A 25,711-nucleotide genomic window follows, 5' to 3' on the forward strand; every position below is an offset into this window, starting at 1 on the left:
GGATCCGGGGGCGAGCGGCGCGGTCCGCGCGGTGCGGTCCGCGCGGTGCGGTCCGCGCGGTGCGGGAACTTTCGGCGGCCGTCCGGTGTAGGACAGGGTGGGCCCGAAACCCGTGCGGTGCCGCTCGGCCCCCGCCGTGACCGACCCGACCGAAGGGACCTCCTCGTGCGACGTCCAACTGCCGCGGCCGCCGCCCTGACCGCGTCCGCGCTCCTGCTGACGGCCGGCTGCTCCTCCGGTGACGAGGGCGGGAGGGGACCGTCCCCCACGTCCACGAGCAGCGGAGCGGCGGCCCCCTCGCCGTCGGCGAGCCCGGGCCCGAGGACGCCTCCGGCCAAGGGGTCGGTGGAGGTGGTGCGGACGGTCGCCACCGGGCTGAAGTCGCCCTGGGGTGTGGCGGCGCCGAGCGACGACGCGCTGCTGGTCGCCTCCCGCGACGAGGGCACGATCACCCGGATCGACACCAGGAACGGGAAGAAGACCGAGGTCGGCGAGGTACCGGGGGTGTCCCCCGAGGGCGAGGGCGGGCTGCTCGGGCTGGCGCTGTCCCCGGGTTTCTCCTCGGACCACTACCTCTACGCCTACTTCACCTCGGCCTCCGACAACCGGATCGTGCGGATGCTCTACCGCCCGGACCGGCCGGCGGGAGAGCAACTCGGCGAGCCGGACACGGTGTTCCGGGGCATCCCCAAGGCCTTCGTGCACAACGGCGGACGCATCGCCTTCGGGCCCGACAAGCTGCTGTACGTCGGCACCGGCGAGGCGGGCGACCGACCGCTGGCGCAGGACCGGGAGTCGCTCGGCGGCAAGATCCTCCGGCTGACCCCGGAGGGCGAGCCCGCGCCGGGCAACCCCTTCCCGGACTCCCCCGTCTTCTCGTGGGGTCACCGCAACGTGCAGGGTCTGGCCTTCGACGGCAAGCAACGCCTGTTCGCGGCGGAGTTCGGGCAGGACACCTGGGACGAGGTGAACCAGATCGTGCCGGGCGGCAACTACGGCTGGCCCGAGCAGGAGGGCAAGGGAGGCGGCCCGGAGTTCCGCGACCCGCTCGCCCAGTGGAGGACCGAGGACGCCTCCCCCAGCGGCCTGGCCTACGCCGAGGGTTCGCTGTGGCTGGCCGGGCTGCGCGGCGAGCGGTTGTGGCGGATCCCGCTGGACGGCACCAAGGCGTCGGCGAAACCGCAGTCCTTCCTGGAGGGGAAGTACGGGCGTCTGCGGACGGTGCTCGCGGCGGGCGGGGACCGGCTGTGGCTGGTCACCTCCAACACCGACACCCGCGGCGAGCCGCGCAAGGGCGACGACCGCGTCCTGGAGCTCCGGGTCACCTGACGGTTTCCACGGATGGCGGTCAGGGGCGCCCGCACGGCGGCCGCCGGACGCGACGGCGCCCCGGGCCGGAGGGCTCGGGGCGCCGTGCGTCACGCGGGCGGTCGAAGGGGTCAGCCCTCGGTGACGCCGAGCTTCTCGAGGATGAGCTCCTTGACGCGGGCCGCGTCGGCCTGGCCGCGGGTGGCCTTCATGACCGCGCCGACCAGCGCGCCGGCCGCCGCTACCTTGCCGCCGCGGATCTTGTCCGCGACGCCCGGGTTGCCGGCGATCGCCTCGTCCACGGCCGCGCCGAGCGCGCCCTCGTCGGACACGACCTTCAGGCCGCGCTTCTCCACGACCTCGTCCGGCGAACCCTCGCCGGCCAGCACGCCCTCGATGACTTGGCGGGCCAGCTTGTCGTTGAGCTCGCCCTTGGCGACCAGCTCGGACACCCGGGCCACCTGGGCGGGGGTGATCGCCAGCTGCTCGGGCGCGACGCCCGCCTCGTTGGCGCTGCGGGCCAGCTCGCCCATCCACCACTTGCGGGCGGAGGCCGCGTCGGCACCGGCGTCGATCGTCCCGACGATCAGGTCCAGCGCACCGGCGTTGAGGATGGCCTGCATGTCGGTGGCCGACACGCCCCACTCCTCGCGCAGCCGGTTGCGGCGGGCCAGCGGCATCTCCGGCAGCTGGGCCCGGATCTCCTCGACCCACTCGCGGGACGGGGCGACCGGGACCAGGTCCGGCTCGGGGAAGTAGCGGTAGTCCTCCGCCTCCTCCTTCACGCGGCCCGAGGTCGTCGACCCGGTGTCCTCGTGGAAGTGGCGGGTCTCCTGCACGATGGTGCCGCCCGAGGACAGCACCGCCGCGTGCCGCTGGATCTCGAAGCGGGCGGCGCGCTCCACCGAGCGCAGCGAGTTGACGTTCTTGGTCTCGCTGCGGGTGCCGAACTTCTCCCGGCCGTGCGGGCGCAGCGACAGGTTGACGTCGCAGCGCATCTGGCCCTTGTCCATGCGGGCCTCGGACACCCCGAGGGCACGGATGAGTTCGCGCAGCTCGCGCACGTACGCCCGGGCGACCTCGGGCGCGCGCTCGCCGGCGCCCTCGATGGGCTTGGTGACGATCTCGATCAGCGGGATGCCGGCGCGGTTGTAGTCCAGCAGCGAGTGGGAGGCGCCGTGGATGCGGCCGGTGGCACCGCCGACGTGCGTCGACTTGCCGGTGTCCTCCTCCATGTGGGCGCGCTCGATCTCGACGCGGAAGGTCTCCCCGTCCTCCAGCTGCACGTCGAGGTAGCCGTTGAAGGCGATCGGCTCGTCGTACTGGGAGGTCTGGAAGTTCTTCGGCATGTCCGGATAGAAGTAGTTCTTCCGGGCGAAGCGGCACCACTCGGCGATCTCGCAGTTCAGCGCGAGACCGATCCTGATCGCCGACTCCACGCCGGTCGCGTTGACGACCGGGAGGGCGCCGGGCATGCCGAGGCAGATCGGGCAGGTCTGGGTGTTCGGCTCCGCGCCGAGCGCGGTCGAACAGCCGCAGAACATCTTGGTGTTGGTGCCGAGTTCGACATGGACCTCGAGGCCCATGACGGGGTCGTAGGACGCCAGCGCGTCCTCGTACGACACCAGGTCGGTCGTGGTGGTCACGGTGTAACTTCCCTCTCAGCCCAGCAGGACGTCGTCGTCGCCCAGCTGCTTCAGGTCGCGCAGCAGCAGGGCGATGCCGGTCACGATGGCGACGCCGGAGACGGCGGCGTCCAGCAGCCGCAGCGAGTCGCTCTCCTGACGGGCCCTGCGGATCTGCTTGACGACCGTCACGGCACCGAAGGCGGTGGTGGCGATGGACAGGTACGTCCCGTTGCGGGACTTCTTGAAGCCCTTGGCCTTCTTCAGCGAGTTCACAGCGACGGAGCCTCCTCGATGAGCGGGTGTCCCCACTTTTCCACGAAGGCGGCCTCGACGGCCGCTCCGACCTTGTACAGACGGTCGTCCTGCATCGCCGGGGCGATGATCTGCAGACCGACCGGGAGGTTGTCCTCCGGGGCGAGTCCGCAGGGCAGCGACATGGCCGCGTTGCCCGCCAGGTTGGTGGGGATGGTGCACAGGTCGGCGAGGTACATCGCCATCGGGTCGTCGGCGCGCTCGCCGATCGGGAAGGCGGTGGTCGGCGTGGTCGGCGAGACGATGACGTCGACCTGCTCGAAGGCCTTCTCGAAGTCGCGCGTGATCAGCGTGCGGACCTTCTGCGCGCTGCCGTAGTAGGCGTCGTAGTAGCCCGAGCTGAGCGCGTAGGTGCCGAGCATGATGCGGCGCTTGACCTCGTCGCCGAAGCCGGCCTCGCGGGTGAGCGAGGTGACCGTCTCCGCCGAGTTGCCGCCGTCGTCGCCGACCCGCAGGCCGTAGCGCAGGCCGTCGAAGCGGGCCAGGTTGGACGAGCACTCGGAGGGCGCGATCAGGTAGTACGCGGAGAGCCCGAGGTCGAACGACGGGCAGTCCAGCTCGACGATCTCGGCGCCGAGCGACTTCAGCAGCTCGACCGACTCCTCGAACCGCTGCACCACGCCGGCCTGGTAGCCCTCGCCGCGGAACTGCTTGACCACGCCGACGCGCATGCCGGCGACCGAGCCGTTGCGGGCGGCCTCGACGACCGGCGGGACCGGGGCGTCGATGGAGGTGGAGTCCATCGGGTCGTGGCCGGCGATCGCCTCGTGCAGCAGGGCCGCGTCGAGGACGGTGCGGGCACAGGGGCCGCCCTGGTCCAGGGAGGACGAGAACGCCACCATGCCGTAGCGGGAGACCGCGCCGTAGGTCGGCTTGACGCCGACCGTGCCGGTGACGGCGGCCGGCTGGCGGATGGAGCCGCCGGTGTCGGTGCCGATGGCCAGCGGGGCCATGTAGGCGGCCAGCGCGGCAGAGGAGCCGCCGCCGGAGCCGCCGGGGATCCGGGTCAGGTCCCAGGGGTTGCCGGTCGGGCCGTAGGCGCTGTTCTCGGTGGAGGAGCCCATCGCGAACTCGTCCATGTTGGTCTTGCCGAGGATGACGACGTCGGCCGCCTTCAGGCGCTTGACCAGCGTGGCGTCGTACGGCGGGATCCAGCCCTCGAGGATCTTGGAGCCGACCGTGGTCGGGATGCCCTCGGTGGTGAAGATGTCCTTGAGCGCCAGCGGCACGCCGGCCAGCGGGCCGAGCTTCTCGCCGCGCTCACGCTTGGCGTCGACCTCGCGGGCCTGCGCGAGCGCGCCCTCGCGGTCGATGTGCAGGAAGGCGTGGACCTTCTCGTCGACGGCCTCGATACGGGCCAGGTGGGCCTCGGTCACCTCGACGGCCGTGAGCTCGCCGGAGGCGATCTTCGCGGCCGTCTCGGCCGCGGTGAGCTTGATGATGTCGGTCATGACTACTGCTCCTCACCCAGGATCTGCGGCACCTTGAAACGCTGCTGCTCCTGGGCAGGGGCGCCGGAGAGCGCCTGCTCGGGGGTGAGCGAGGGACGGACCTCGTCCGCGCGCATGACGTTGGTCAGCGGGAGCGGGTGGGAGGTCGGGGGCACGTCTTGGTCGGCGACCTCGCTGACGCGGGCGACCGCGCCGATGATGTCGTCGAGCTGGCCTGCGAAGTGGTCGAGCTCTTCGGGCTTCAGCTCCAGACGCGCCAGCCGGGCGAGGTGGGCGACCTCCTCGCGCGTGATGCCAGGCATGCAGCGATCCTCTGGGGTGAGAGTTCTGTGGTGTGGACCCCAATCCTATGGCTCACGGCCAGGTGACCACGCACCGGTTTCCCCCAGGGAGCCGTTTCCGGGCCGCCCGCCTCAGCCCCGGCCCGGGTCGAGTGCGGCCGGGGAGCGCCGGACGCCCCGGGCCTTGAGCCACGCGGTGGTCTCGTCGGGAGGCATCGCCGCGGAGACGAGCCAGCCCTGGACGGCGTCGCAGCCCAGGTCCCGCAGGCGTTCCCAGGTCTCGTCGTCCTCCACGCCCTCGGCGACGACCAGCAGGTCCAGCGAGTGGGCCAGGTCGACCGTGCAGCGCACGATCTCGGCGTCCTGGGAGTCCACGGCCAGCCTGGCGACGAAGGAACGGTCGATCTTCAGTTCGCTGACCGGCAGCCGCCGCAGGTGGACCAGGGAGGAGTATCCGGTGCCGAAGTCGTCCAGCGACAGCTTGACGCCGTGGCCGCTGAGCGCCGCCAGCGTGTCGGCGGCCCGCTGCGGGTCCTCCAGCAGCACGTGCTCGGTGATCTCCAGCTGGAGGGCGCCCGTCGGGACGCCGTGCCGGGCCAGCCGCGCGGCCACCGACCCGGCGAAGCCGGGGGTGTGGACGTCGCGCGGCGAGACGTTGACGGCGACCGGGACCATCAGGCCCTGCGCGCGCCACCGGGCGACCTGGGCGAGGGCGGTCTCCAGGACGTACTCGGTGAGGTGCGGCATCAGCCCGGAGGACTCGGCGATGGCGATGAACTCGTCGGGCGGCACCTTGCCCCGGTCGGGGTGCACCCAGCGCACCAGCGCCTCCAGGCCGGCGACCTGTCCGTCGAAGCGCACCTTGGGCTGGTAGTGGAGCTCGACCTCGTGGGCGTCGAGCGCCCTGCGCAGGTCGCCCAGGAGCCCGAGGCGGTCGGGGGTGTTGGAGTCCCGCTTGGACTCGTAGGCCTCCACGCCGGTGCGGTCGCGCTTGGCCTGGTACATCGCGACGTCGGCCCGGCGCAGCAGCCCTTCGGCGTCCGGCGCGTGGTCGGGGAAGAGCGCCACGCCGGCGCTGGCCTCCAGGACCAGGGTGAGCCCGTCCAGGTCGAGCGGGGAGCCCAGTTCGGCGACCAGGGCGCGGGCGGCCCGGGTGGCCGAGGTGGTGGAGTCGGTGAGCGGCAGCAGGACGGCGAACTCGTCGCCGCCGAGCCGGGCGGCCTCGGCCCCGTCGGGCAGGGCGCGGCGCAGGCGGTCGGCCGTCTGCACCAGCAGGCGGTCGCCCGCCATGTGGCCGAGCGTGTCGTTGACCGAGCGGAAGCGGTCCAGGTCGATGAGGACCAAAGCGGTCCGGGCGTCCATCCGTTCGGCGTCGTCCAGGGCGCTCCAGGTGCGCTCCAGCAGCCACTGACGGTTGGGCAGGCCGGTGAGCGGGTCGCGCAGCTGTTCCTCGGCGCGGGCCCGGGCCATCCACAGGGTGCGGTCCAGGGCGATCAGCGGGATGGCGAAGAGCGGCAGCAGCATCGGCTGCACGGAGGCCACCACGCACATCAGCGGGGCGATGCCGAACAGGGCGGCGGCGAGCAGCCCCTGCCGGGTGACGTCGGTGCGGGTGAGGACGGGGAGGCTGTCGCCGCAGGGCGCCTGGAGGTACCAGAGCAGGACGCGGGTGACGGCGAGGTAGGCGACGGCGACCGCGGCGACCTCGGGGGCGACGGACCCGGTCCAGTACTGCGCCTGCCAGGGGGCCTCGACGGAGGGGAACCTGCCGAACAGGGCGAGCACCAGCGCCCCCACGGCGATGCCGAGGATGTCGACGGCGCCGCACAGCAGGTTCTGACGTCTGCTGCGTCTGCGGGCCATTCCGGAGAAGACGACCACGGTGATGCTGACCAGGCCGGCCGGCACCCAGCCGTAGAGCAGCAGGACGGCGAGGGTGAGGGCGGCGCCGGCTCCGGTGCCGCCCCACCAGCGGGTCCGGCCGAGGAGCACCAGGTGGCCGACGATCACGCCGGTGAGCAGGGCCAGCGACCAGCCGACGGCGCCGGGCGGGAAGAGGGCGTGCGGGCCGGAGAAGGCGCGGTAGAAGCCGGCCCCCAGCACGAAACCGGCGGCGGCGACCACCACCACGGGCAGTACGGGCCAGGCGGGCGGTTGCCGGTCGCCGTCCTCGCCGAGGTCCCGGCGCACGGTGGACGCGGGGCGGGCGAGGGGGGCGGCCGCGAGGGTGGCGGGCCCGGTGCCGGCCCACTGCCCGCCGAACGGCGCGGGGGCCGGGCGGACCGGACGGAGGGCGGGGGCGTCGGGACGGCCGGCGGTGGCGGGGGCGAGCCGGGAGAACACCCGCCGCAGGGCGCCTGTCACGCGTGCGCGCAGCCCAGGGCCCGACGCGGCGTTCTCGGTCGGTTCCATACCCCGTCCCTCTCCCGGCCGGCGGCGCCACGCCGCACGGCCGGCGCGCGACCTCGCGGCCGCGCGTGTCCGAACCCTCTGGTCCGCGGCCGATCCCGCGGCGGTGGGCGTGCCCCGACGCCTGGAGGCGGTCGGTGCACCGTCCCCACAGTAGGCGGCGGACGGCCTCCTGGGCACCGGTCACCGACGGTTGCCCGCTTGCCCCCGAACTGCCCGGAAGGCCCGTTCCCCACCTGTTCGTCCGGTCTCCGCGAGGGGCGGAGCGAGGGCGGCGCCCGCTGCCGGGCGCCCGGGCGCCGCTACTCCGCCTCCTCGGCACCGGCTTCGGCCGCTGCGGGCTCCGCGGCCCCCTCGGCGGGGAGGGCGGCCTCCTGGGCGGCTTCCGGGCCCCGCTCCAACAGCACGGCGAACCCGTCCTCGTCGAGCACCGGCACCTTCAGCTGCATCGCCTTGTCGTACTTGGACCCCGGGTTGTCGCCGACCACCACGAAGGAGGTCTTCTTCGACACCGACCCGGTCACCTTGGCGCCCCGGCTCACCAGGGCCTCCTTGGCGCCGTCCCGGGTGTAGGCGGTGAGCGTCCCGGTGACCACGACGGTCAGACCCTCCAGCGGGCGCGGGCCCTCGTCCTCGCCGGTGGCCTCGTCCTCCGTGCGGACGCCGGCCGCGCGCCACTTGTGGAGGATCTCCTGGTGCCAGTCCTCGGCGAACCACTCCTTGAGCGAGGCGGCGATGATGGGCCCGACGCCCTCGGTGGCGGCGAGTTCGGCCTCGGTGGCCGCCTCGATGCGCTCCAGCGAACGGAATTCACGGGCCAGCGCCTCGGCGGCGACCGGGCCGACGTGGCGGATGGAGAGGCTGGTGAGGACGCGGGCCAGCGGCCGCTCCTTGGCGGCGGCGATGTTCTCCAGCATGGCCACGGCGTTCTTCCGCGGCTCGCCCTCCTTGTTGGCGAAGGGCGTCGCGATCTTGTCCTCGCCGGTCTTCGGGTCCCGCTTGGGCAGTCCGCTGTCCTTGTCCAGGACGTACGCCTTGATGGGCAGCAGCTGCTCGATGGTGAGGTCGAAGAGGTCGCCCTCGTCGCGCAGCGGCGGCTCGGACGGCTCCAGCGGCCGGCTGAGCGCGGCGGCGGACACGTAGCCGAAGTTCTCGATGTCCAGCGCCTTGCGGCCACCCAGGTAGAAGAGGCGCTCGCGGATCTGGGCGGGACAGGCCCGGGCGTTGGGGCACCGCAGGTCGATGTCGCCCTCCTTCATGGGCCGCAGCGCCGTGCCGCACTCGGGGCACTCGGCGGGCATCACGAACTCCCGCTCGCTGCCGTCCCGCAGGTCGGCGACCGGGCCGAGGATCTCCGGGATGACGTCGCCGGCCTTGCGCAGCACCACCGTGTCGCCGATGAGGACGCCCTTGGCCTTGACGACCTCCTGGTTGTGCAGGGTGGCGAACTCGACCTCGGAGCCGGCCACCGTGACCGGTTCCACCTGGGCGTACGGCGTCACGCGGCCGGTGCGGCCGACACCCACGCGGATGTTGACCAGCTTGGTGTTGACCTCCTCGGGGGCGTACTTCCAGGCGATCGCCCAGCGCGGCGCGCGCGAGGTGGAGCCGAGGCGGCCCTGCAGCGGGATCTCGTCGAGCTTGACGACCACGCCGTCGATCTCGTGCTCCACGGAGTGGCGGTTCTCGCCGAAGTGGGCGATGAACGCGCGCACCCCGTCGAGGCCGTCGACCACCTTGTTGTGCCGGGCCGTCGGCAGCCCCCAGGACCGCAGCAGGTCGTAGGCCTCGGAGAGCCGGGACATGCCCGAGCCGCGGTAGCCCTCCAGGGCGCCGATGCCGTGCACCACCATGTGCAGCGGGCGGGTGGCGGTCACCTTGGGGTCCTTCTGGCGCAGCGAACCGGCCGCCGCGTTGCGGGGGTTGGCGAAGGGCTTGTCGCCGGCCGCGACCAGGCGGGCGTTGAGCTCCTCGAACGCCTCCATCGGGAAGTAGACCTCGCCGCGGATCTCGACCAGGTCGGGGAGGTCCTCGCCGTGCAGCCGGTGCGGGATCTCGGCGATGGTGCGCACGTTGGGCGTGATGTCCTCGCCGGTGCGGCCGTCGCCGCGGGTGGCGGCGCGGGTGAGGCGGCCCTGCTCGTAGGTCAGGTTGACGGCGAGGCCGTCGACCTTGAGCTCGCAGAGGAAGTGGTGGGCGGAGGCGCCGATCTCCTTGGCCACGCGGTCCGCCCAGGCGGCGAGTTCCTCGGCGTCGAAGGCGTTGTCCAGGGAGAGCATCCGCTCGCGGTGGGTGACGGCGGTGAACTCCGTCTCGTACGCCCCGGCGACCTTCTGGGTCGGCGAGTCGGGCGTGCGCAGCTCGGGGTACTCCTCCTCCAGCGCCTCGAGCGAGCGCAGCAGCCGGTCGAACTCCGCGTCGCTGACGACGGGAGCGTCCTTCACGTAGTAACGGAAGCGGTGCTCCTCGATCTGCTCGGCCAGCTGCGCGTGCCGGTCCCGGGCCTCGCTGGGCACCGCACTCTCCGGCGTGCCGCCCGCCACGCCGTCCGCCGTGTTCGCCTGCTCGTCGCCGGCCACTGTCGGTCCTCCCGTCACTCAGGGTTGTCCGCGAGCGATGTCGCCGCCCGGACACAATGCGCGAGCGCCTTGCGCGCGTACCCGGGGGTGGCCCCCGCGAGTCCGCACGCGGGCGTGATCGTGACCGCCTCCGGGAGCAGTCCCGGACGCAGTCCCAGCCTGCGCCACAGCGTCCTGACACCCATGACGCTACCCGCAGGGTCCGACAACGGGGCGTCGGTCCCCGGCACGACTCCGGCGAACAGCCGCATGCCGTCCTCCACGGCCTCGCCGATCGTGTCGTCGTCACGCTCGGTGAGGAGCGAGAAGTCGAAGGACACCGCGTCGACGCCGGAGCGGCGCAGCAGGGCGAACGGGACGTCGGGGGCGCAGGAGTGGACGACGACGGGGCCGTCGTGGACGCCGATCGCCTCGCGCAGCCCGGCCTCCACCACCTGCCGGTCGACGGCGCGGTGGGTGCGGTAGCCGCTGGCGGTGCGCACCTGGCCGCGGAGCACGGCGGTGAGGGAGGGCTCGTCGAGCTGCAGCACGATCCCGGCGCCGGGGACACGGCGGCGCAGTCCGGCGAGGTGGTCGCGCAGGCCCTCGGTGAGGGAGCCGGTCAGGTCGCGTGCGGCGCCCGGATCGGAGAGGACCGCCTCGCCGTTCCTGAGCTCCAGCGCGGCGGCGAGCGTCCACGGCCCGACGGCCTGCACCTTCAACTGGCCCTGGTAGCCCTGCGTGTGCTCCTCGAGGGCGTCCAGGTCCTGCCGCAGCCAGGCGTGCGCGCGGCGGGTGTCGCGGCCGGGGCGGTCGCCGAGGCGCCAGCCGCTCGGCTCGACGCGGGCGTACATCTCGACCAGGAGGCCGGCGGTCCGGCCGATCATGTCGGCGCCCGGGCCGCGGGCGGGCAGCTCGGGGAGGAACGCGAACGTCTCGAAGGACCCGACGGCGGTCCTCGCGGCCTCCTGCGCGTCCTCGCCGGGGAGGGAGCCGACCCCGGTGGCGGCCCCGAAGGTGTACCTGCGCTTTTCGCTCACGTCGGAAGCGTACGGAAGGGGCCGGTGGGGCGGAAAGTCAGGCACCGCCGCGGGCGGGCCCGCTCGGGCCGGGCCCGAGGTCGAGCCCGGCCCGCCTCAGCCACGCCGCGAGGCCGGCCGGGTCGGCCACCGTGAGGTCGTTGCGGAAACGGGTCCGTTCCCACGAGACGGTGTCCGTGCCGTGCAGCGACGCGCTCGCCGTGAACTCGGCGTCCTGGTCGAGCAGAGCCACCGTCACGCTGCCCAGGCACCGGCAGACGTCGCCGGTGAAGGCGCCACGGGTGGTCAGCGCCAGCAGCCCGGCGAGGGCGCCCGGGTCGAAGACCTCGGCGAGCACCGGCCGCCGGTCGAGGGGCGGCCCGAGCTCGCCCCCGGCCAGGAGCAGCGCGGCCCCGGCCCGGGACCGGACGTCCTCGAGCCAGGCGCGTATCGCTTCCTCGGCGGCGGCCGGCACGCCGGTCAGCGGCCCGGGCGGACGGTGAGGTCGTTGACCTCGGCGTCGCGGGGCAGGTCGAGGGCCATGAGGATGCTGGTGGCCACCGACCCGGGGTCGATCCAGCGGGCCTCGTCGTACTCCTTGCCCTCCTGCTGGTGGACCTTGGCCTGCATGGGCGTGGCGGTGCGGCCCGGGTAGACGGAGGTGACCCGCACGCCGTTGCCGTGCTCCTCCTGGCGCAGGGAGTCGGCGAGCGCCTTCAGGCCGTGCTTGGAGGCGGCGTACGCGGACCAGTGGGCGTGGGCGGCGAGCCCGGCGCCGGAGTTGACGAAGACGACGTGCCCCTTGGCGACCCGCAGCTGCGGCAGGAAGTGCCGGGTCAGCTCCGCGGGGGCGATCAGGTTGACGTTCAGCTGGTGCCGCCACGCCTTGGGCGTGAGGTCGCCGACCGGCCCGAGGTCGACGACGCCGGCGACGTGCAGCAGCGAGTCGATCCGCTCGGGCAGGGTCTGGTGGGAGAAGGCCCAGGACAGCTTGTCCGGGTCGTTCAGGTCGCCGACCAGGGTGCGCGCCCCGGGAAAGCGGGCCGCGAGTTCCTTGGCCCGGCCGGCGTCGCGGGCGTGCAGCACGAGCTCGTCGCCGCGCTCCAGGAGCCGACGGGCGACGGCCGCGCCGATGCCGGAGCCGGCACCGGTGATCACATGAGTTGCCATGCGCCCCATGCTCGCATCCGGCCCTCGTCACACGTGCCCGAGGCTCTCCTCCAGGTAGGCCATCGCGCCCAGCGGCTCCTCGGCGAAGAAGATCATCTCGGTGAGCGGCCGGAACAGGAAGCCCTCGGCCTCCATCCGCAGGAACTGCTGGTGCAGGCCGTCGTAGAAGCCCGCGGTGTTGAGCAGCACGATCGGCATCTCGGTGTGCCCGTGCTTCTTCAGCTCCATGATCTCGGTGGCCTCGTCCAGCGTGCCGGTTCCGCCCACCATGATCACGACCGCGTCGGCCCGCTCCAGCATCAGCCGCTTGCGCTCGGGCAGGTCCTTGGCCACGACCATGGTGTCCAGGCCCGGCCGCGCCTTGGCCGACAGGAAGTCGACGGAGACGCCGTACAGCCCGCCCCCGGCCTCCTCCACGCCGTCCGCGACCACCTTCATCAGACCGGAGTCGGACCCGCCCCACACCAGGGTGTGCCCGCCCCGGCCTATGAGCTCGGCGAACTCCCGGGCGGGCCGGGTGTACTTCTCGTCGAGGTCGGCGGCGGAGAGGAAGACGCAGATGTTCATGCCGTTCACCGTACTCGTTCACCCCCACAGGCCGGACGGTCAGGCCCGGCGGCCCGCCCTGCGGTAGCCGTGCGCCGCGTAGGCGCCGAAGACCAGCAGCCAGGCGGCCAGTCCGGCCACGGTGACCAGGCCGGGGGCGTGCCCGGCGACGGTGTCGTGGCCGAGCCGGGCGAAGAGGTACCCGGGGGTCCACTCGCCGACGGCGGCCAGGCCGGAGGGGAACTCGGTGAGCGGGAACCAGAGTCCGCCGATGAGGGCGAGCGCCAGGTTGCAGGTGACGTTGGTGACGTTGGCGGCCTGCTGGGAGAGCAGGTAGCCGTTGGCGATGCCGAGCATGGTGAACGGCAGGGACCCCAGCCAGAGCAGCCCGGTCAGGGCGAGCCACTGCCACAGCGCCAGGTCCACCCCGTTGAGCAGCCGGGCGGTGAGCAGGACCGCCATGACCGCCGGAAGCACCATCAGCGACCCGGTCAGCGTCCGCCCGGCGACCACCTGGGCGGGCGTGAGCGGGGTGACGCGCAGTTGCCGCAGCCAGCCGTTGGCCTTGTCCTCGGCGACGGCCGAACCGGCGGTCAGTGCGGCGCCCAGCGCACCGTAGGACGCCATGCCGACCATGGCGAGGACGTCCCAGCCGCCGGCGGCCTCGCCCTGGTCTCCCACCGAGGTGAAGATGCTGTACATCAGCACCGGCGTGCCGATGCCGAAGATCACGAAGCCGAGGTCGCGGAAGGTGCGCCTGAGTTCGAGACCGACGTAACGGGAGACGACCGCGGTTCCGGCGCTCATCGGGTGAAACCTTTCTCTGCGGGGGTGGCGGTCGCTACCGCGGGGCCGGACGCCGGGGACCCGGACGTCTCGGAGGCACGGGACGCCCCGAAGGCGTCGGACGCCTCGGACGTCAGGGTGAGGAAGGCCTCCTCGAGACCGGCCTGGGTGACCTCCAGGCCGGTCGGTGTCAGCAGCCCGACCAGGGCGATCGTGGTCGCGTCCGGGTCGGTGGTCCGCAACACGACCCTGTCGTCCCGCACCTCCGCCGTCCGCACTCCGGGGAGCGCCGCGACGCCCTCGGGAAGCGTGCCGAACACCGCGTCGAAGGTCACCAAACCGCTGCCGACGGTCCGCTTGATCTCGGCGCTGCCGCCGTCGGCGATCAGCCGGCCGCGGTCGATCATCACGATGCGGTCGGCGTTGCGGTCGGCCTCCTCCAGATAGTGGGTGGAGAACAGCACCGTCTTGCCGCGGTCGGTGAGGGCGCGCATCGACCGCCAGAACTCCTGCCGCGCCTGCACGTCCAGGGCCGCGGTGGGTTCGTCCAGGACCAGCAGGTCCGGGTCGCCGGACAGCGCGACGGCGAAGCAGACCCGCTGGATCTGGCCGCCCGAGAGCTTCTCCACCCGGCGCCCGCCGAGGTGGGCGATCCCGGCGAGCTCCAGTACCTCGGCGACGGGCAGCGGCGCCGGGTAGGCGGAGCCCACGAAGCCGATCAGTTCCCCGACGGTGATCCGGGAGACCGGCTTGAAGTCCTGGAGCATCGCTCCGACCCGGCCGCCCTCCACCGCGTCACGCGGCGGTCCCCCGAAGAGCTCGACCGTCCCCGCCGTGGGCTCGTCGAGCCCCAGCATCAGCGCGATGGAGGTCGACTTCCCCGCGCCGTTGCGCCCCAGCAGGGCGACCCGCTCCCCTGCCCTGAACTCCAGGTCCAGCCCGTCGACGGCGCGTACGGCGCCGTAGTCCTTGACGGCGCCCTTGAACGCCACAACTGGCGTACTCCCCCGCGTGGTTGTCATGGGGCGCACCCTAAACGCGATCACCGCACGCCGCCGGGAGTTACCGGAACGGGCCGTCGGACCCAAGTCTTCGCTCGGGTACGGCCATCGAAGCCTGGGCTTGCCCTGGGGGCATCGGCCCCTGATCATCTCGGTGGGGCCCGGGTCCGGGCTCCGGTCGTCCGGAAGGAGCCCCACCGCCATGTCGTCCCCCACCCACCAGACCACCTCCCCCGCCACCGTCGCGGTGCTCGGCCCGGGCGGTGTCGGCGGGCTGCTCGCCGCCGTGCTGTCCCGCGCCGGCCACCGGGTGATCTGCCTGGCCCGCGAGGAGACGGCCTCGGTGCTGCGGGAGAGCGGGATCACCGTGCGCAGCGGGGCCTTCGGCGACTTCACCGCGGCGGTGGAGGCGGACACCGAGCTGCGCGAGCCGGTGGACCTGCTCCTCGTCGCCGTCAAGCAGACCTCGCTGGACGCCGCCCTGGAGCGCGTGCCGGCCACGGTCGTGGTCCCCGGCACGGTGGTGGTGCCGCTGCTGAACGGGGTGGAGCACGTCGAGCTGCTGCGCTCCCGCTACGGCGCGGAGCAGGTGGCGGCGGGAGTGATCCGGGTCGAGGCGACCCGCGTCGCGCCGGGTGTGGTGGAGCACGGCAGCCCGTTCTGCGACGTCGACCTGGCAGGGCTGCCCGAGCCGGTGCTCGGACGGGTGGCGGAGCTGCTGGGGTCGGCGGGGGTGCGGGCGCGGATCGCCTCCTCGGAGGCCTCGGCGCTCTGGGGGAAGCTGGCGTTCCTCGCCCCCTTCGCGCTGCTGACCACCCGCCACCTGACCGACGCGCAGGGCGTGCGCACCACGCACCGGGAGGATCTGGTCGCGCTCACCGAGGAGATCGCCGCGGTGGCGTCCGCCCGCGGAGCCTCGCTGGCCCCGGCGAAGACCCTGGCCATGTACGACAACTGCCCGCCCGGGATGCTGTCCTCCATGCGGCGGGACGCCGAGGCGGGCAGGGCCCTGGAGCTCGACGCCATCGGCGGCGCCGTCCTGCGCGCGGCCGAGGGCGAGGGGGTGGCGGCGCCGGTCACGGCGCGGCTGGTGGCCGAGGTCGGGCAGCGGTACGGCGGTGCGGGAGCCTGATCCGCCGCGTCCCGCCAAGGTCGACGGTGTGGCCAACCGCACACCTTCGCGGGGAAGTTGGCGGGCCTAGCATCGCCCTGCGGGGCCGGCGAGCGACCGTGCCCCGGAAGTGGGGGTTGAGGTGCGCTATTCCGACGGTCCTGCGACCGAGCGCGAGATCCACATCGCGGCGGAGCCCGCCCGGGTGTGGGCCGTGGTCAGCGACATCGAGGAGATGTCCAAGGGCAGCCCGGAGCTGAAGCGCACCGAGTGGCTGGACGGGGCGACCGGCCCGGCCCTCGGCGCGCGGTACATCGGCCACAACGAACACCCGATCGCCGGCAAGGGCCGCACCATGGCCCACATCACGGAGTTCGAGCCCGGCCGACGGCTCACCTGGGCCGTCCTGGACGTCGACGGCCGCTTCGGCGACCCGGCGGAGGCGCTGGAGAAGCGGATGGCCACCTGGTCGTTCGGTCTCACGCCGGTCGAGGGCGGCACGCTGCTCCGGGAGTCGACGGTGATCGGGCCGGGTCCTTCAGGGCTCACCCGGGTGATCGCGAAGATGCCGGAGAAGGAGGAGGCCGTGATCGCCTACCGCCTCCGCGAGATGGGCGAGGGCATGGACGCCACGTTGCGGGCGGTCAAGGAGACGGCCGAGAAGGCGGAGTAGACGCTGTGGACCGGGCGGCCGGGAGGGCGTCCTCCGGGCCGCCCGGTCCCCCTCGTGGTTCACCCCACGCGCGCCACCAGCGCGTAGCGGATGTCGTCCACCTCGCGGCCCCACAGGTCGGGGTCGGTCGTCAGGTCCTCGATCTCGGTCTCGGAGGCGTACGGCGCGACCGCCTCCCGCAGCGTCTCCGGCCGCACCCCGCCGGTCCACGGCAGCGCCTCCGCCCCGTCGACGTACGGGGCGGCGTCGGCCGACTGTCGCCAGCGGCCCTCGACCAGCAGCAGCGTGCCGCCGGGGCGGAGCAGGCCCGCCCAGTGGCGCAGGGCTGCCTCGGGGTCGGGCAGCGTCCACAGCACGTGCCGCACGACGACCATGTCGAAGCGGTCCTCCCCCACCGGCGGCGCGGCCGCGTCCCCGACGTGGACGACCCCCGGCAGCCCGGCGGCGGCCAGCTTCGCACGCGCGGCCTCGGCCATCGCGGGGGCGAGGTCCACACCGGTCACCCGGTGCCCGGCCCCGGCCAGCAGCACGGAAAGGGAGCCGGTGCCGCAGCCCAGGTCGAGCACGTCCGCGGGCAGCGGCGGCGCCCACCGGCGCAGCAGCCGGTCCCAGGCGGCGCGGGTCGCCTCCCCGCGCAGCCCGTGGTCGGGCTCCTCGTCGAAGGCGTGGGCGGCGGCGTTCCAGTAGGCGGCGATCGCGGTGGAGTGGGTCATCCGGTCATCGTGCCAGTGGGGTCCGACAGCGCCCCGGGCGAGGAAGAGGGCCCGCACGCCCTTCGTCATGACCCGTGCCGCGACGGCCGGACTCTCACGGCTGGTCGCGCCGGACGGAGCCGACGAACAGCACGCACGCCGCCCATATGCACAGGCACATCCCCAGCACCACCCATCCTCCGGCGTTCCCGGAGGCGGCGAGGAAGACCCCGAGGGCGACGCCCGCCACCGCGAACAGCGTGGTGAGAAGCATGTACCGCTTCACCGTGGCCCGCTGTTCCATGGTCCAGCTCAAACGAGGCATGAGGCCGCCCTTCAGCTGTGACCGGGGCGGCTGTCCACCTCCGGCACCGGGATCGTCGGAGGTACGGGTGCCCGGCACTTCCGGGAACAGTCGGACCGACTCCCCTCGCCACGAGTCCCGTTCGGCCCCGGGGCGCCGACGGCGTCAGGCCGTGGCGGCCGGCTCCGTCGCCCGCGTGGTGGAGGCGATGGTCGCCGAGCCGACGACCCTGGTGCCGTCGTAGAGGACCACGGCCTGGCCGGGGGCGACGCCGCGGACGGGCTCGGCGAAGGCGACGTGCAGGGTGCCGTCGACCAGCTCCGCGGTGACCGGGGTCTCGTCGCCGTGGGCGCGCAGCTGGGCCGTGTACGCGCCGGGGCCGGAGGGCGCCGTGCCGCACCAGCGGGGCTTGATCGCGGTCAGCGCGGTGACGTCGAGCGCGGCAGCGGGGCCGACGGTGACCGTGTTGTTCACCGGGGAGATGTCCAGGACGTAGCGCGGCTTGCCGTCGGCGGCCGGCGTGCCGATCCGCAGACCCTTGCGCTGGCCGATGGTGAAGCCGTAGGCGCCCTCGTGGGTGCCGAGCTTGGCGCCGGACTCGTCGACGATGTCGCCCTCGGCCTTGCCGAGCCGCTTGGCGAGGAAGCCCTGGGTGTCGCCGTCGGCGATGAAGCAGATGTCGTGCGAGTCGGGCTTCTTCGCCACCGCGAGGCCCCGGCGGGCGGCCTCGGCGCGGATCTCGTCCTTGGTGGTGACGGTGTCGCCGAGCGGGAAGAGGGCGTGCGCGAGCTGCCGGTCGTCGAGGACGCCGAGGACGTAGGACTGGTCCTTGGCCATGTCCGAGGCGCGGTGCAGCTCTCGGGAGCCGTCCTCGCGGAGGACCACCTTGGCGTAGTGGCCGGTGCAGACGGCGTCGAAGCCGAGGGCGAGCGCCTTGTCGAGGAGCGCGGCGAACTTGATCTTCTCGTTGCAGCGCAGGCAGGGGTTGGGGGTGCGCCCGGCCTCGTACTCGGCGACGAAGTCGTCGACCACGTCCTCCTTGAACCGGTCGGCGAGGTCCCACACGTAGAAGGGGATGCCGATGACGTCCGCGGCGCGGCGGGCGTCGTGGGAGTCCTCGACGGTGCAGCAGCCGCGGGCTCCGGTGCGGAAGGACTGCGGGTTGGCGGAGAGCGCGAGGTGCACTCCGGTCACCTCGTGTCCCGCCTCGGCGGCACGGGCGGCGGCGACGGCGGAGTCGACACCGCCGGACATGGCGGCGAGGACGCGGAGGGGGCGCTGCGGGGAATCGGTCATAGCCCCTCCAGGGTACGGGGCGCCCGGGAACCGCCGTCCCCGGATATGCGTTGTGCGATACGTGAACGCCACCACCGGGTCCGGCAAGGACAAGGGCAAGGACGGGGGCCGGCGCGTCAGGCGCCGGACCCTGCTGATCGGCGGCCTCGCGACGGCCGCCGGCGCCGGCCTGGTCGCACGCGAGGACCTCAGCCGCGCGTGGTGGCGGGTGCCGGGCGTCGAGAAGCCCCGCGTCGAGGGCGCGGTGGACTACCCGGGCGCCCGGTGGACGGCCGCCTCGGAGGCCAACTACCGCCGGGCCGACCGGCCCGACGACTACCCGGTGGAGCTGGTCGTCGTCCACATCACCCAGTGCGAGTACCGCACGGCGGTGAAGGTGTTCAAGGACCCCGGCCACCAGGCGGCGGCGCACTACATCGTCGACCGGGACGGCCACGTCACGCAGATGATCCGTGAGCTGGACGTGGCCTACCACGCGGGCAACCGGGACTACAACGAGCGCAGCGTCGGCATCGAGCACGTCGGCTTCGTGGACCGCCCGCAGGACTTCACCGCGGCCATGTACGAGGGCTCGGCGCGGTTGACGGCCGGGATATGCGAGCGCCACGGCATACCGGTGGACCGCAAGCACGTGATCGGCCACCACGAGGTGCCGGGCGCGGACCACACGGATCCCGGGCCCCACTGGGACTGGGACCGGTACATGAAGCTGGTGCGCGGGGCGCTCAAGAACCGGGCCTGACGCCGGGGCGGGTGCCGGGTCGGGAGCCGGGGTCGGCCGCCGTTCCGGTCAGGTGAGGCCGGCGGCGCGGGCGCGTTCCACCGCGGGGCCTATCGCCTTGGCGACCGCCTCCACGTCGGTGGGCGTCGAGGTGTGGCCGAGGGAGAACCGCAGGGTGCCGCGGGCCAGGTCCGGGTCGGTGCCGGTGGCCAGCAGGACGTGGCTGGGCTGGGCGACGCCGGCCGTGCACGCGGAGCCGGTGGAGCACTCGATGCCCTGGGCGTCCAGCAGGAGCAGCAGGGAGTCGCCCTCGCAGCCGGGGAAGGTGAAGTGCGCGTTGGCGGGGAGCCGACCGGCCCGGTCGGGATCGCCGCCGAGGATCGCCTCGGGCACGGCGGAGCGGACGGCGTCCACCAGCTCGTCGCGCAGGGCGCCGATCCGCTGGGCGAACAGCGGCTGGTACTCGGCGGCGTGCGCCCCGGCGACCGCGAAGGCGGCCACGGCGGGGACGTCGAGGGTGCCGGAGCGGACATGGCGTTCCTGTCCGCCGCCGTGCAGCACGGGGACGGGGGTGTGCTCACGGCGCAGCAGCAGGGCGCCGATGCCGTAGGGGCCGCCGATCTTGTGGCCCGAGACGGTGGCGGCGGCGAGGCCGGACTCCTCGAAGGAGAGCGGCACCTGCCCGAACGCCTGCACCGCGTCGGCGTGCAGCGGGACGCCGAACTCGGCGGCGACGTCGGCGAGTTCGCGGACCGGCATCAGGGTGCCGATCTCGTTGTTGGCCCACATCACGGTGGCCAGGGCGACGTCGTCGGGGTTGCGGGCGATCGCCGCGCGCAGGGCGTCGGCGTGGACCCTGCCGAAGGCGTCGACGGGGAGGTACTCGACGGTGGCGCCCTCGTGCTCGGCGAGCCAGTGCACGGCGTCCAGGACGGCGTGGTGCTCGACGGGGCTGGCCAGGACGCGGGTGCGGGCGGGGTCGGCGTCGCGGCGGGACCAGTACAGGCCCTTCACGGCGAGGTTGTCCGCCTCGGTGCCGCCGGAGGTGAACACGACCTCGCTGGGGCGGGCGCCGAGGGCCTCGGCGAGGGTCTCGCGGGCCTCCTCGACGGTGCGGCGCGCGCGGCGGCCGGCCGCGTGGAGGGAGGACGCGTTGCCGGTGACGGCCAGCTGAGCGGTCAGCGCGGCGGCCGCCTCCGGCAGCATCGGGGTCGTCGCCGCGTGGTCGAGGTATGCCATGGTGCCTCGATTCTACGGGGCGACGCGCGAGGGCCCGGGGCGGTGGTGGTCCGGGGCCGCTGCGCGGGCTGTTCCCCCACCCCGCCCCTTCCCGAAACCGGAGCTCCCCCCGGACCCCGGGTCTTGTTGAGCGAGCCGTCCCCCGTGGCGCTCGGGCCTGCGCCCGCCCGTGCCGCCCCCTGGGCGCCCCAGCCGCCCGCGGAAAAGGCAGGCCCAGCCGCTCGCCGCGCCCGCAGGGCGGACGAGGGACCGCGGACCCCAGGTCAGGCCAGGCGGGCGCGGGCGAGCTGGCGGGATTGGGCGACGAGGCGGCCGGCCGTGTCCCAGACCTCGGCGTCCTCCTCGAGGAAGCCGTGCGCGAGGTTGCGCGTGGTGATGGAGACCCGCAGCGGGCCGGGGGCCGGGCGGCACCGGATGTGGGCGGTGAGCTCGACGGTCGGCACCCACCCGGTGAGGCCGAGGTCGAAGGCGGTCGGCGGCAGCGCGTCCACGGTCAGCAGGAGCGAGAACGGGTCGGCGTCCCGCCCGTCGGCGAGGCCGAAGTACCCGCGCACCTCGCCCTTGCCGGAGGGCGCGCCCAGCGCCCAGCCCAGCGTCGCGGGGTCCATCTTCATGAACAGGCGGTCCGTGATGGCGGACGCGCCCGGCAGCGGCTCCGGCGAGTCGTCCGGCCCGAAGCACTGCTCGATGGGCGGGAAGACCGGCGGCACGGCGCTGGTCCGGACGTCGTCGGGCAGCGAGTCCAGGTCGCCGTAGGAGGCGAGGACCCGGATCCGCTCGACCTCGTTGCCCTCCGCGTCCTGCTGGTAGATCGAGGCCTGGCCGGTGGAGAGGGTGCGGCCGGTGCGGACCACCTCGGTGCGCACCACGGCGGGGCCCGGCGTGGAGGCCGTCAGGTAGTGCGCGGTGACGGAGAACGGGTCGGCGTGCGGCAGCGCGTCGGAGAGCGCGCGGGCCGCCACGGCCAGCAGGAAGCCGCCGTTGACCGCGTTGAAGATCGTCCAGCCGGCGGGCAGGTCGATGTCGTACACGCCGGGCTCCCGGCAGGTGACCGTGCTGTCCCGGTCGAACTCGCTGTCACCGATCGTGGCCCGGGTCGCCTGGGCGGAGGCTGCATCTGGCATGGGAGAACGATACCCCGTACGTTACTAAGCGGTAGCTTTTCCACCGCCGACAGTGACCCACCTCACACCGCGACCTCCTCCGGCTGGACCTCCTTGACGGTCGACCGGCGGTGCCAGGCACGCGGAGCCCTCCAGTGGAACCGCATGGCGAGCAGCCGGAGCACGAAGGCGACCGTCACGGCCAGTCCCAGGGTGGCGGGGGTGAGCGTGTCCAGTTTGATGCAGACCGCCGCCATCGCCGAACCGACGATGGCCGGCACCGCGTACAGGTCGCGGTCCCAGCGCAGCAGCGAGGGCACCTCGTTGGCGAGCATGTCCCGCAGCACACCGCCGCCGACGGCGGTGGCCATGCCCAGCGTGGCCGAGGCGGTGAGCCCCAGGCCGTACTCGTACGCCTTGAGCGTGCCGGCCACGCAGAACAGGCCCAGGCCCGCCGCGTCGAAGACGTTCACCGCGGTCTGGATGCGCTCCACCTGGGGGTGGAGGAAGAAGACCAGGGCGGTGGCCGCCAGCGGCGTGAGGAAGAAGCCCAGGTCGGTGAAGGCGACCGGCGGCACGGCGCCGATCACCACGTCACGGATGAGCCCTCCGCCGAGCGCGGTGACCTCGGCGAGCACGGCCATGCCGAAGACGTCGAAGTTCTTGCGCACGGCGAGCAGCGCGCCGGATATGGCGAAGACGAAGATGCCGACCAGTTCGAGCGTGTGCTGGACGCCCGGGCTGAACAGTTGCGGGTACACCTCGACATTGTGCCTGGTGTCCGCCATCGACCTTGCATTGGAAGGTCCAGCATGCGAGATGCCTGGAGTTCAATGCGTCACGTCCCCAGTTTGCGTCCCCGGTTGACGTCCCCGGACCAGTGAACCGGGGACGTGGACCGGACACACGAAGGGGGACGGCGCCCCGTGGACGCCGTCCCCCTTGAACCGCAGGCCGGATCACCGGCCCGGCTCACGGCTCACTTCGTGCCGACGACCCCCGCGTCCGGCGCGTCCGGCGCGTCCGGCGCGGAGCCCGGCTCGTCACCCGTCGCCGGGGCCGGCACCGGCGCCGTCACCGGCTCCTCGGGCCGCGCCGCCGCGACCACCTCGCCGCCGGTCCGCTCCAGCTCGCCCGCGGCGATCTCCGCCTGGAAGTGGCAGGCCACCCGGTGCCCGTCGCCCGTGTCCAGCAGCTCGGGACGCTCGGTCGCGCACCGCTCCCGCGCCCAGGGGCACCGGGTGTGGAAGCGGCAGCCGGAGGGCGGGTTGGCCGGGGAGGGCAGGTCGCCGGTGAGCAGGATGCGCTCCCGCTTCTCCTCGACCTCCGGGTCCGGCACCGGCACCGCCGACATCAGCGCCTTGGTGTACGGGTGGCGCGGCTCGGCGTAGAGCGCGTCGCTCGACGCCTCCTCGACCAGCGCGCCCAGGTACATCACGCCGACCACGTCGGAGATGTGCCGGACCACCGCGAGGTCGTGGGCGATGACCAGGTAGGTCAGGCCCAGCTCCTCCTGCAGGTCCTCCAGGAGGTTGATCACCTGGGCCTGGATGGACACGTCCAGTGCGGACACCGGCTCGTCGCAGATGATCACGTCGGGCTCGAGGACCAGCGCGCGGGCGATGCCGATGCGCTGGCGCTGGCCGCCGGAGAACTCGTGCGGGTAGCGGGAGAGCGCGTCGGCGGGCAGGCCGACCTTGGTCAGGATGGCCTTGATCTTCTCCCGCCGCTCCTCGCGGCTCGCGCCGATGCCGTGGGCGGCCATGCCCTCGGAGAGGATCGACTCGATGTTCTGCCGCGGGTTGAGGGAGCCCAGCGGGTCCTGGAACACCATCTGGAGCCGGCTGCGGAAGCGGCGCATCTCCTCCGGCGGCAGCTTGGCGAGGTCGGTGCCGTCGAGCACGACCTCGCCCTCGGTGATGTCGACCAGCCGCAGCACGGCCCGGCCGAGGGTGGTCTTGCCGCAGCCCGACTCACCGACCAGGCCGTAGGTCTGCCCGGCCTCCACCTTCAGGGACACCCCGTCCACGGCGTGCACATGGCCCACCACGCGGTCGAAGATCACGCCCTTCTTGACGGGGAAGTGGACCTTCACTCCGTCGAGTTCGAGCAGGCTCATGCGGGGACCTCCTCGGTCCGGAGATCGTCGGATTCGCCGTTGCCGTGCACCACGGGGTGCACGCACCGCACCTGGTGACCGGCGGCCCGGGGCTCGCGCAGGCCGGGGGCGCCGCCGAGGCAGTCCAGCTCGTAGCGGTCGCAGCGGGGCGCGAAGGCGCAGCCGTCGGTCCAGGCGATCCGGTCGTTGATGGAGCCGCGGACCGGGGTGAGCGGCTCGCCGCGGGGGGCGTCCAGGCGCGGGATGGAGCCCAGCAGCCCGTTGGCGTACGGGTGCGACGGGTGGGCGAACAGCTCGCGGCGGGCCGCGGACTCGACGACCCGGCCCGCGTAGAGCACGTTGACCTGGTCGCACAGGCCGGCGACCACGCCCAGGTCGTGGGTGATCATCAGCAGGGCGGTGCCCTCCTGGTCGACCAGTTCCTTGAGCAGTTCCAGGATCTGCGCCTGGATGGTCACGTCGAGCGCGGTGGTCGGCTCGTCGGCGATCAGCAGCTCGGGGGCGCAGGCGACGGCCATGGCGATCATGGCGCGCTGCCGCATGCCGCCGGACAACTGGTGCGGGAACTCCTTGAGCCGCCGGGTCGGGTCGGGGATGCCGACCCGGTCGAGCAGCTCGGCGGCGCGCTTGCGGGCCGCCTCGCCCTTCAGACCGCGGTGCCGCTCCAGGATCTCGGTGACCTGCACGCCGATCGGGATCACCGGGTTCAGCGAGGACAGCGGGTCCTGGAAGATCATGGCCATCCGCCGGCCGCGCAGGTCGCGCAGCTTGCCGCGGCTCATGGTGAGCAGGTTGTCGCCGTCGAGGTCGGCGCGGCCGCCCAGCTCGACGCCCTTGGAGGGCAGCAGGCCCATCAGGGCGAGCGAGGTGACCGACTTGCCGCAGCCGGACTCGCCCACCAGGCCCACGACCTGACCCTGGTCGACCTGGAAGGAGACGCCGTCGACCGCGCGGTTCGTCCTGCGGCCGTGCGCTCCGGTGAACGTGACCGTCAGTTCGTCGACTGAGAGAAGTGGCATGGTGGTTCAGCCTCGCAGCTTCGGGTCGAGGGCTTCCCGCATGGACTCACCGAGCAGGGTGAAGCCGAGGGCGGTGATGATGATGCCGACGGCCGGGAAGACCGCCATGAGCGGCGCGTTGTCGAAGAAACGCTGCGCCGTCGAGAGCATCACGCCCCACTCGGGGACCGCGGGGTCGGGGTTGCCGAGACCCAGGTAGGACAGGGCGGCGGCCTCGATGATCGCGGTGGCCAGGGTGAGGGTCGTCTGCACGATCACCGGGCTCAGGGAGTTCGGCACGATCTGCGTGAGCACGATCCGGCGCTTGCGGATGCCGAGGGCACGGGCGGCCAGCACGTAGTCGGCGCCGCCCTGCGCGAGCATCGAGCCGCGCAGCAGCCGGGCGAAGATCGGCACCTGCACGACGCCGACCGCGATCATCACCGTGGTCAGGGACTGGCCCATCACGGCGGCGACGGACACGGCGAGCAGCAGCGACGGCAGCGCCAGCATCATGTCGATGAAGCGCATGATCACCGAGTCGAAGCGGCGGCCGGCGTCCCCGCCGAGCGTGGCCGCGGCGCCGGAGACCCCGCCGATGAGCGCGCCGACGATCAGGCCGATCAGCGTGGAGACCACACCGACCAGCAGGGTCTGCCGCGCGCCGACCAGGAAGCGCGAGAACAGGTCGCGGCCGAGGTGGTCGAGGCCGAACCAGTTCTCGGCCCGCGGGTTGACGAACCTGCCCTGGTTCGGGAAGACCTCGCTGCGCCAGGTCTGGGCGGTGGGCGAGAACGGGGCGACCCACGGGCCGACCACGGCGACGATCAGGAAGAGCAGAATGATCGCGCCGCCGATGAGCGCCATCTTGCTGCCCCGCAGCCGGCGCAGCGCCTCCTTCCAGAGGCTGGCGCCGCTGGTGGTCTCGTCCCGGGCGGTGAGCTCCGCGAGCCGCTGGATCTTCTCGGTCTTGGTCATACTCACGG

The 25,711-nt window shown here is 73.3% G+C and carries 25 protein-coding genes; 4 read left to right on the forward strand and 21 right to left on the reverse strand.

Annotated elements, in window-relative coordinates:
• Window positions 1-165 precede the first annotated feature (165 nt).
• On the forward strand, window positions 166-1,329 hold the full coding sequence (locus ACFRAV_RS08525) for a PQQ-dependent sugar dehydrogenase (protein ID WP_382552755.1): 1,164 nt from the start codon (window positions 166-168) through the stop codon (window positions 1,327-1,329).
• Between the two features lie 110 nt (window positions 1,330-1,439).
• On the opposite strand, the gene gatB is transcribed toward ACFRAV_RS08525, so the two are convergent.
• The 12 genes from gatB to ACFRAV_RS08585 all read right to left on the reverse strand — a co-directional run bounded on the left by gatB (window position 1,440) and on the right by ACFRAV_RS08585 (window position 14,490).
• Complete coding sequence (gene gatB / locus ACFRAV_RS08530; protein ID WP_382552757.1) at window positions 1,440-2,954, reverse strand: Asp-tRNA(Asn)/Glu-tRNA(Gln) amidotransferase subunit GatB; 1,515 nt, start codon at window positions 2,952-2,954, stop codon at window positions 1,440-1,442.
• A gap of 15 nt (window positions 2,955-2,969) precedes the next feature.
• Window positions 2,970-3,209 (reverse strand): hypothetical protein, encoded by a 240-nt coding sequence (locus tag ACFRAV_RS08535; RefSeq protein ID WP_351111954.1) that lies wholly within the window; start codon window positions 3,207-3,209, stop codon window positions 2,970-2,972.
• On the reverse strand, window positions 3,206-4,699 hold the full coding sequence (gene gatA / locus ACFRAV_RS08540) for an Asp-tRNA(Asn)/Glu-tRNA(Gln) amidotransferase subunit GatA (protein WP_382552759.1): 1,494 nt from the start codon (window positions 4,697-4,699) through the stop codon (window positions 3,206-3,208). The genes ACFRAV_RS08535 and gatA overlap by 4 nt, the downstream gene beginning before the upstream one ends.
• Window positions 4,700-4,701: 2 nt before the next feature.
• On the reverse strand, window positions 4,702-5,001 hold the full coding sequence (gene gatC / locus ACFRAV_RS08545; RefSeq protein WP_108954271.1) for an Asp-tRNA(Asn)/Glu-tRNA(Gln) amidotransferase subunit GatC: 300 nt from the start codon (window positions 4,999-5,001) through the stop codon (window positions 4,702-4,704).
• Between the two features lie 111 nt (window positions 5,002-5,112).
• Window positions 5,113-7,392, reverse strand: coding sequence for a putative bifunctional diguanylate cyclase/phosphodiesterase (locus ACFRAV_RS08550; RefSeq protein ID WP_382552761.1), 2,280 nt, complete (start codon window positions 7,390-7,392; stop codon window positions 5,113-5,115).
• A gap of 299 nt (window positions 7,393-7,691) precedes the next feature.
• Window positions 7,692-9,968, reverse strand: a complete 2,277-nt coding sequence (gene ligA, locus ACFRAV_RS08555; RefSeq protein ID WP_382552763.1) for an NAD-dependent DNA ligase LigA — start codon at window positions 9,966-9,968, stop codon at window positions 7,692-7,694.
• Window positions 9,969-9,982: 14 nt separating this feature from the next.
• Entirely contained in the window at window positions 9,983-10,987 is a 1,005-nt protein-coding gene (locus ACFRAV_RS08560; RefSeq protein WP_382552765.1) for a methionine synthase, read from the reverse strand.
• Between the two features lie 37 nt (window positions 10,988-11,024).
• A complete protein-coding gene (locus tag ACFRAV_RS08565) occupies window positions 11,025-11,441 on the reverse strand; it encodes a hypothetical protein (RefSeq protein WP_382552767.1) in 417 nt (138 codons plus the stop codon).
• A 5-nt stretch (window positions 11,442-11,446) separates the two neighbouring features.
• Window positions 11,447-12,136, reverse strand: a complete 690-nt coding sequence (locus tag ACFRAV_RS08570) for an SDR family oxidoreductase (RefSeq protein ID WP_382552769.1) — start codon at window positions 12,134-12,136, stop codon at window positions 11,447-11,449.
• A gap of 27 nt (window positions 12,137-12,163) precedes the next feature.
• Window positions 12,164-12,703: a TIGR00730 family Rossman fold protein gene (locus ACFRAV_RS08575; protein WP_351111944.1), complete on the reverse strand. Its 540-nt coding sequence runs from the start codon at window positions 12,701-12,703 to the stop codon at window positions 12,164-12,166.
• 39 nt (window positions 12,704-12,742) lie between these two features.
• The gene (locus ACFRAV_RS08580) at window positions 12,743-13,489 is read right to left on the reverse strand and encodes an ABC transporter permease (protein ID WP_382552771.1); all 747 of its coding nucleotides are present in this window, start codon (window positions 13,487-13,489) and stop codon (window positions 12,743-12,745) included.
• The gene (locus tag ACFRAV_RS08585; protein WP_382552773.1) at window positions 13,486-14,490 is read right to left on the reverse strand and encodes an ABC transporter ATP-binding protein; all 1,005 of its coding nucleotides are present in this window, start codon (window positions 14,488-14,490) and stop codon (window positions 13,486-13,488) included. The genes ACFRAV_RS08580 and ACFRAV_RS08585 overlap by 4 nt, the downstream gene beginning before the upstream one ends.
• A 181-nt stretch (window positions 14,491-14,671) precedes the next feature.
• Here ACFRAV_RS08585 and ACFRAV_RS08590 point away from each other — a divergent pair, with 181 nt between their 5' ends.
• Window positions 14,672-15,601 carry a ketopantoate reductase family protein gene (locus ACFRAV_RS08590; protein WP_382552775.1) on the forward strand — a complete coding sequence of 310 codons (930 nt, stop codon included), beginning with the start codon at window positions 14,672-14,674 and terminating at the stop codon, window positions 15,599-15,601.
• 121 nt (window positions 15,602-15,722) lie between these two features.
• Window positions 15,723-16,253: an SRPBCC family protein gene (locus ACFRAV_RS08595; RefSeq protein ID WP_382552777.1), complete on the forward strand. Its 531-nt coding sequence runs from the start codon at window positions 15,723-15,725 to the stop codon at window positions 16,251-16,253.
• 59 nt (window positions 16,254-16,312) lie between these two features.
• Here ACFRAV_RS08595 and ACFRAV_RS08600 read toward each other — a convergent pair whose 3' ends face one another.
• The 3 genes from ACFRAV_RS08600 to mnmA all read right to left on the reverse strand — a co-directional run bounded on the left by ACFRAV_RS08600 (window position 16,313) and on the right by mnmA (window position 18,545).
• Window positions 16,313-16,966 (reverse strand): class I SAM-dependent methyltransferase, encoded by a 654-nt coding sequence (locus ACFRAV_RS08600; RefSeq protein ID WP_382552779.1) that lies wholly within the window; start codon window positions 16,964-16,966, stop codon window positions 16,313-16,315.
• Between the two features lie 94 nt (window positions 16,967-17,060).
• Window positions 17,061-17,270: a hypothetical protein gene (locus tag ACFRAV_RS08605; RefSeq protein WP_382552781.1), complete on the reverse strand. Its 210-nt coding sequence runs from the start codon at window positions 17,268-17,270 to the stop codon at window positions 17,061-17,063.
• Between the two features lie 144 nt (window positions 17,271-17,414).
• On the reverse strand, window positions 17,415-18,545 hold the full coding sequence (gene mnmA, locus ACFRAV_RS08610) for a tRNA 2-thiouridine(34) synthase MnmA (RefSeq protein WP_382552783.1): 1,131 nt from the start codon (window positions 18,543-18,545) through the stop codon (window positions 17,415-17,417).
• 61 nt (window positions 18,546-18,606) lie between these two features.
• Between mnmA and ACFRAV_RS08615 the strand changes: the two genes are divergently transcribed.
• The gene (locus ACFRAV_RS08615; RefSeq protein ID WP_382552785.1) at window positions 18,607-19,287 is read left to right on the forward strand and encodes an N-acetylmuramoyl-L-alanine amidase; all 681 of its coding nucleotides are present in this window, start codon (window positions 18,607-18,609) and stop codon (window positions 19,285-19,287) included.
• A 48-nt stretch (window positions 19,288-19,335) separates the two neighbouring features.
• Here ACFRAV_RS08615 and ACFRAV_RS08620 read toward each other — a convergent pair whose 3' ends face one another.
• The 6 genes from ACFRAV_RS08620 to ACFRAV_RS08645 all read right to left on the reverse strand — a co-directional run bounded on the left by ACFRAV_RS08620 (window position 19,336) and on the right by ACFRAV_RS08645 (window position 25,703).
• Entirely contained in the window at window positions 19,336-20,505 is a 1,170-nt protein-coding gene (locus tag ACFRAV_RS08620; protein WP_382552787.1) for a cysteine desulfurase family protein, read from the reverse strand.
• Window positions 20,506-20,768: 263 nt separating this feature from the next.
• Complete coding sequence (locus ACFRAV_RS08625) at window positions 20,769-21,629, reverse strand: thioesterase family protein (RefSeq protein WP_382552789.1); 861 nt, start codon at window positions 21,627-21,629, stop codon at window positions 20,769-20,771.
• A 62-nt stretch (window positions 21,630-21,691) separates the two neighbouring features.
• On the reverse strand, window positions 21,692-22,369 hold the full coding sequence (locus tag ACFRAV_RS08630; RefSeq protein WP_382552875.1) for a trimeric intracellular cation channel family protein: 678 nt from the start codon (window positions 22,367-22,369) through the stop codon (window positions 21,692-21,694).
• Window positions 22,370-22,587: 218 nt separating this feature from the next.
• Window positions 22,588-23,727, reverse strand: a complete 1,140-nt coding sequence (locus ACFRAV_RS08635) for an ABC transporter ATP-binding protein (RefSeq protein ID WP_382552791.1) — start codon at window positions 23,725-23,727, stop codon at window positions 22,588-22,590.
• A complete protein-coding gene (locus tag ACFRAV_RS08640; RefSeq protein ID WP_382552793.1) occupies window positions 23,724-24,746 on the reverse strand; it encodes an ABC transporter ATP-binding protein in 1,023 nt (340 codons plus the stop codon). The genes ACFRAV_RS08635 and ACFRAV_RS08640 overlap by 4 nt, the downstream gene beginning before the upstream one ends.
• Window positions 24,747-24,752: 6 nt before the next feature.
• Window positions 24,753-25,703 (reverse strand): ABC transporter permease, encoded by a 951-nt coding sequence (locus ACFRAV_RS08645; protein WP_382552877.1) that lies wholly within the window; start codon window positions 25,701-25,703, stop codon window positions 24,753-24,755.
• Between the last annotated feature and the right edge of the window lie 8 nt (window positions 25,704-25,711).

The sequence above is a fragment of the Streptomyces sp. NPDC056600 genome, assembly GCF_042792855.1.
Lineage (GTDB): Bacteria > Actinomycetota > Actinomycetes > Streptomycetales > Streptomycetaceae > Streptomyces.

Coding starts and splice junctions, on each gene's coding strand:
- gatA (WP_382552759.1), bottom strand. CDS start 4,699: ATGACCGACATCATCAAGCTCACCGCGGCCGAGACGGCCGCGAAGATC.
- gatC (WP_108954271.1), bottom strand. CDS start 5,001: ATGCCTGGCATCACGCGCGAGGAGGTCGCCCACCTCGCCCGGCTGGCG.
- ACFRAV_RS08605 (WP_382552781.1), bottom strand. CDS start 17,270: ATGCCTCGTTTGAGCTGGACCATGGAACAGCGGGCCACGGTGAAGCGG.
- mnmA (WP_382552783.1), bottom strand. CDS start 18,545: ATGACCGATTCCCCGCAGCGCCCCCTCCGCGTCCTCGCCGCCATGTCC.
- ACFRAV_RS08635 (WP_382552791.1), bottom strand. CDS start 23,727: ATGAGCCTGCTCGAACTCGACGGAGTGAAGGTCCACTTCCCCGTCAAG.
- ACFRAV_RS08575 (WP_351111944.1), bottom strand. CDS start 12,703: ATGAACATCTGCGTCTTCCTCTCCGCCGCCGACCTCGACGAGAAGTAC.
- ACFRAV_RS08600 (WP_382552779.1), bottom strand. CDS start 16,966: ATGACCCACTCCACCGCGATCGCCGCCTACTGGAACGCCGCCGCCCAC.
- ACFRAV_RS08550 (WP_382552761.1), bottom strand. CDS start 7,392: ATGGAACCGACCGAGAACGCCGCGTCGGGCCCTGGGCTGCGCGCACGC.
- ACFRAV_RS08590 (WP_382552775.1), top strand. CDS start 14,672: ATGTCGTCCCCCACCCACCAGACCACCTCCCCCGCCACCGTCGCGGTG.
- ACFRAV_RS08580 (WP_382552771.1), bottom strand. CDS start 13,489: ATGAGCGCCGGAACCGCGGTCGTCTCCCGTTACGTCGGTCTCGAACTC.
- ACFRAV_RS08645 (WP_382552877.1), bottom strand. CDS start 25,703: ATGACCAAGACCGAGAAGATCCAGCGGCTCGCGGAGCTCACCGCCCGG.
- ACFRAV_RS08585 (WP_382552773.1), bottom strand. CDS start 14,490: ATGACAACCACGCGGGGGAGTACGCCAGTTGTGGCGTTCAAGGGCGCC.
- ACFRAV_RS08625 (WP_382552789.1), bottom strand. CDS start 21,629: ATGCCAGATGCAGCCTCCGCCCAGGCGACCCGGGCCACGATCGGTGAC.
- ACFRAV_RS08570 (WP_382552769.1), bottom strand. CDS start 12,136: ATGGCAACTCATGTGATCACCGGTGCCGGCTCCGGCATCGGCGCGGCC.
- ACFRAV_RS08640 (WP_382552793.1), bottom strand. CDS start 24,746: ATGCCACTTCTCTCAGTCGACGAACTGACGGTCACGTTCACCGGAGCG.
- ACFRAV_RS08620 (WP_382552787.1), bottom strand. CDS start 20,505: ATGGCATACCTCGACCACGCGGCGACGACCCCGATGCTGCCGGAGGCG.